This window comes from Holdemanella sp. (genome assembly GCF_056804935.1).
On sequence record NZ_DBMEXE010000107.1, the window covers coordinates 1 to 5345 of the forward strand.

Below are 5345 nucleotides of genomic sequence, written 5' to 3' on the forward strand. Positions count from 1 at the left end.
GTAAATTCATAAATTTAAGTTTTCTTAACCTAATACGGAAACCCTACAATAATTTAAAGCCGGTATTTTCACATAACCCTACACTATTTTAGAGCGCCTTTTTTAGACTTATAGTATAAGAATTCTCTATCTTTTTCTTTTTAAACCTCTTTAGATTCCACTTTGAAACCTTAAATATTCAAGGAAAGTAAAACCAATTGCTTACTTTATGATAATGAACATGTATGAATATATAGTATACCAATGGGCAACATTCATTAAAACAACTCTACTCGTCCTAATAGCATATCAATTAAATTGCAATGAAAAATACCATTTTCATCGTAAAAATTATGCGGTATATCCATGCGAACAATTATTTTTTTGAAGAAATCCTTCGCAAGCATTAGAGAAGCCAATTCAGAAGATGTTTTCTGTTCTGTGTCCATCCGAAATGCCGATTGAATATAGATTTTTCGATCCGCATCATTTACTACAAAATCTATTTCCTTCTGAAGATTTTTCCCATTGCTTCGATCCGTTACAACGCCAACGTCCACACTATAGCCTCTACGCATAAGTTCATTGTATATGATGTTCTCCATAATGTGACCTGGATCATATTGACGATAATTTAAACGAGCATTACGTAATCCAACATCTGTATAATAGTACTTGTTGGGGTACTGAAAATAAGTTTTCCCCTTAACATCATATCTTTTTGCCATGCTGATCAGAAAAGAATCTATCGTATGCTGCACATAGTTCGCGACCAAGGTAGAACTTATTTTTTCATTTTTCATACTAGTCAAGGCATTCGATATATTCGTGGGGTTTGTCAATGAACTTATCTGCGAAGCCAAAAAGTCCAATATATCGCCAAGAATATCTTCCCTTTCAATTTTGTTACGTTCCACAATATCTCTAATGTAAACTTCCCTAAAAAGAGAAGTCAAATAGTCCTTTTTATCTTTTTCATCTTCTAAAGCCAATAACCTAGGCATTCCACCATAAAGCATATAGGTATCTAACGCTTTTCTTTCATCCCCTTTAACATGCGAATAATATTCTTCAAATGATAGCGGATAAACATGAATCTGTGTTGCGCGCCCTCTGAATTCCGTAGCAATGTCATTAGACAAACCTTTAGAATTACTTCCAGTTACATAAACATCAAGATTTCTGTATGCTTTCAGTTCATTGAGCATATCATAAATCGTAACTGTAATTCCACCATTTTCTTCATCAACAACTTTAGTAGTATATTGTACTTCATCAATAAAAAGATAGAATTTTTCTTCTTTTTTATCACAAATCGCATCTTCTACATACTCGCAAAGAGTAATCGGGTTTCGATATTTGTAATATCGTCTTTGATCTAACTCAAACTTAAGAATATGGTCTTCTGGTACTCCCTGAGATAGAAGATACTCATAAAACAGGTCAAAAAGCATAACTGATTTTCCACATCTACGAATACCAGTGATAACCTTCACCTCTCCATTCCACATATTGTGAATCAATCGTTTCAAATAAGAATCTCGCTTAACCATTTTTTCACCTCACACTTGCGTCGTATTTGTCGCAACTTTCACCTGTAGTATACCAACCTATTCTAAAATTATCAATCCTTTCGCAATTTTATACATTAAACTTACGACGGATACGTCGCTAGTACAAGGTATGTACATCTTCAAAGACATTATTTCAACTGCCGCTCAAACATGTTTATCAAAATTATGTTTGATAAACACATCACTGGATCTTACAATTTCTAGTGAAAGACAACCATTATAAGCATATAGACTCTTTGTTTTTTCTACAGTAATGAATATGTACGAAATATGCATTCGTGTGAAATCCCCCGTTTATTATTGAACGCAAAAAAGGTAGGTGCACAACACCTACCAAGTTACGCGGGCTCATCACCCTAAGTTCATGAATCAGTAGCGGGCTCATCACCCTAATACTCATCTCTTACCAGCTTCCGCCGCCTCCGCCACCGGCGCCTCCACCAGAGAAGCCACCAAAGCTAGAGCCCATGCTATCGGCTGTACTTTTCATTTGTTCTGTTTGATAATCTAATAAATTCTCATGAATCGGTTCATACATACTTCTTGTCAGCATTCTGTAAAAGAAATAAGAAGAATATGGATCTGAATAATACGAATCATACCAATCGGGTTGTGCCAAAGGAATCGTACTAAATTTCTTTGTCCACATTTCAGAAAGTCCAAAGACCATCGCATATGGAATGACATCATAATAGTAAGATGGATTTTCCATAGACAATCTTTCCAATTGTGGTACTTCTGCTTTTTCAACAAAGTCTTTAAAACCTAATAGTTCTGGAGCCACAGTTTTGAAGTAGTTACTCACCACATTAAATTTAGAAACCAAAAGTATTGGTAGTGAAACAACCACAATGCCTATCATCATAAATTCAAATGGAACAATACTTAGAATCGAATTACATTGTCGATATATAAAGTATGCAAGAATTAAAATAAACGCAATGCTCAACACTTTCTTTAATACGCCTAGCTTATTCTTGTTAAATACTCCGGTTGCAGCTGCAGAATAATTTAAAACCATCATAAGCACAAAGCTAAATGTCGCAAGAATGGTTTCAATCAAATTATCTACAATACTATATCGAGTATTGAATAAGATACATACAATCATACAAATCATAGCTAGTATGGTTGTCACAAACCCATGATCAATACTTGATAATTTTTTATCGCCACTAAATTCATCATTCAAAGCTTCTTTGGCATCATCCATAGCCTTACCAAACTTACTTGATAGTTTCGATAATTTCACATTGTTTTTTGTTTTAAACAATCCGTTATAAATCTTCTTTTGATGTTTTAAAATAGGCGGTTCATGATTCTCCACTTTTGTAAGAACCAAGTCATCCTCCGTTTCAGAAATGGTTAAATATCCTTTACTAGCCCAATATGGAATCAAGGCCATTAAATCCTCTTGATCCACAGACTCATCCACAATCGTTCCAACCATAGCTGGATCCATATCTTTTGGTGGATAGAAATTCACAATTGGTGTAATATGCGCTTTCTTTAAAAGAAGAGCACGAATCAAACTGTATAAGCCAAATAAAACAGCTAAACCTAAAAAGATAAATGGAATCTTGGAAGTGGTTTGTTTGGCACCCACAAAATAGCCTTGTCTTAATTCACCAAAAAGAGTAATGGCTTGTTTAGCACCAATATCATAGGCAGAACCACTAATAGAATTAGAAGTAATGATGGGAGTCACATTTAAATCATTCGATTGATTTCCTAGACTTCCACTAAAAACTTGAATGTTTGACATTTCTTCATCCGTTAAAGCCTTTTCAAACTGAATATCAAAATTAAAATGAGAAATGGTTGTATCCCAATTGTTTCCAAGAACCGAGTAATAGATAAAATCCAAATCAGAATGATAATCTTCTGGAATGACAATCGTATATGTCAAAGTATATGTGTGTGGGCCAATGATCGTATAGTCTTCACTACCAATTTGAATGACACGATTTCCTGAATCAGAATCCACTTCATACTCATCATTTAAAACTGCGATATCTTTGATTTGCAATTTATACTTTTCATCTCGATTGATATACATCGTTTCTGGAATATTACGATAAATCCCATGACGATAACTTGAGAAGTTAACATCAATCACTTCTTTGACATCAATCGTATTGTTTGAATGATATATCGCATTTACTGTATAGTCATCAATCGTATACCCTCCATCATCAGCATATACATCGATACATCCAAAGCATAAAATAAATGCGAATAAGAAGGCCAAGACCTTCTTAAAATTTAACTTGAACATTTTCTCTTTCCGAAGCATTGGCCACTTCAAACATTGTCTTCTTTTCAAAATGGAATAAAGATGCCACAATATTTGTCGGAACACTCATAATCACATCATTATATTCACGAACTAATGCATTATAGTATTTACGAGAATTTGCGATATCCTCTTCGACATTCTTCAATTGATTTTGAAGATCCATAAAATTCGTGTTGGCCTTTAAATCTGGATATTGTTCAGCCACCGCAAAAATTCCCTGAATGGCATTTGTGATCTTATTTTCACTATCCATAACATCCTTTGATGTTTTCGCCATATTTCTTTGGGCAATCACTGAACTCAATGTATCCGCCTCATGTTTCGCATACCCCTTCACGGTTTCAACCAAGTTAGGAATCAAATCAAAACGTTTCTTCAAATACACATCCATTGTAGAGAAGCCTTCATCCACTCTATTTGATAAACGAACAAGCTTGTTGTAGCTTGACATCACAAACAATACCAACAAGACGATTAATACAATAACAACAATAATTAAGATCATAATAAAATCCTCCTGACAAAATTATACCTCAAATAAACAAAAAAAAGTAGAAGCATAACACTTCTACCCTTACTCATATATATTACCAGTCTGTCGCAATATCTAATTGAGTATCTGAATTTTGCGTAAAACTACCTGTATCACAGACGATTCCCTGTCCTAATGAAGTATCTACAATAGATCCTCTAGGATACTTATTTAAATCGGCTGCCACAATAACATAATCCCCTAACATCTTCGCACCATCTTCACGAACCCAATAATTATCATTATTTCCCATACCACGCATAATGTCGACTACCCCTGACATATTTAAGTTGTAGTATGTTTCCTTTCCATTAGGCCCATAATATACACCACCCGATGCAGTAAGTGCATTCGCATTACTTACATATTGTGCGTATGATGGTTGCGAATAAACGACCTGAGTCACCGCATTATAATTATTCTGAACGAATGTTACATCATTCAATAAATCCGGCTGCTCTAAGATCATTTCTTCAACGCTTTTCGACTCTTCTTGTTTCTTGCTAGATTCTTCCTCGATATCTTGAATCTGTTCTTCGAATTTCTTTTTTAACTCTTCCGTTCCGTTTTTTGTATCCACACGCATTAAAATGTTTGTATCCGCATTATTCGTTTTGGCATAAACCTTACTTTCTTCCCCAATAACTGATGATGTTGTTAGTACTGTTAATGCTAATGTCGACAACAATAAACCCGAAACCAATCCTTTTCTTACTACACTACTCTCTAAATTTTCTTCTTTTATAAAGTTCAAAACACCCTCCAATCTTCCCCCTTGGCCTCATAAAATACGAGGCGGTTGTCCACCAAAAAATGAACAACAACACTTAATACTATACACAATTCTTAAAAAAAAGCAAATTTCGCCACTAAAAAATAGTGATTACGCATGAAATGATCTTCAAAATTTCGCGATTTAAGATTATTTATTTTTTTATGCACTTTAATAGTGTATTGGTGT

The 5345-nt window shown here is 34.3% G+C and carries 4 protein-coding genes; all 4 read right to left on the reverse strand.

Annotated elements, in window-relative coordinates:
* Positions 1-257 precede the first annotated feature (257 nt).
* The gene (locus ACZQCL_RS05970) at positions 258-1532 is read right to left on the reverse strand and encodes an ATP-binding protein (protein ID WP_482482231.1); all 1275 of its coding nucleotides are present in this window, start codon (positions 1530-1532) and stop codon (positions 258-260) included.
* Positions 1533-1956: 424 nt separating this feature from the next.
* A complete protein-coding gene (locus ACZQCL_RS05975; RefSeq protein ID WP_482482232.1) occupies positions 1957-3831 on the reverse strand; it encodes a DUF2207 domain-containing protein in 1875 nt (624 codons plus the stop codon).
* Positions 3812-4357: a LemA family protein gene (locus ACZQCL_RS05980; protein WP_333881700.1), complete on the reverse strand. Its 546-nt coding sequence runs from the start codon at positions 4355-4357 to the stop codon at positions 3812-3814. Before ACZQCL_RS05980 ends, ACZQCL_RS05975 begins: the two co-directional genes overlap by 20 nt.
* Before the next feature lie 82 nt (positions 4358-4439).
* Entirely contained in the window at positions 4440-5138 is a 699-nt protein-coding gene (locus ACZQCL_RS05985) for a hypothetical protein (RefSeq protein WP_482482233.1), read from the reverse strand.
* Positions 5139-5345 lie beyond the last annotated feature (207 nt).

Coding starts and splice junctions, on each gene's coding strand:
- ACZQCL_RS05970 (WP_482482231.1), bottom strand. CDS start 1,532: ATGGTTAAGCGAGATTCTTATTTGAAACGATTGATTCACAATATGTGG.
- ACZQCL_RS05975 (WP_482482232.1), bottom strand. CDS start 3,831: ATGTTCAAGTTAAATTTTAAGAAGGTCTTGGCCTTCTTATTCGCATTT.
- ACZQCL_RS05980 (WP_333881700.1), bottom strand. CDS start 4,357: ATGATCTTAATTATTGTTGTTATTGTATTAATCGTCTTGTTGGTATTG.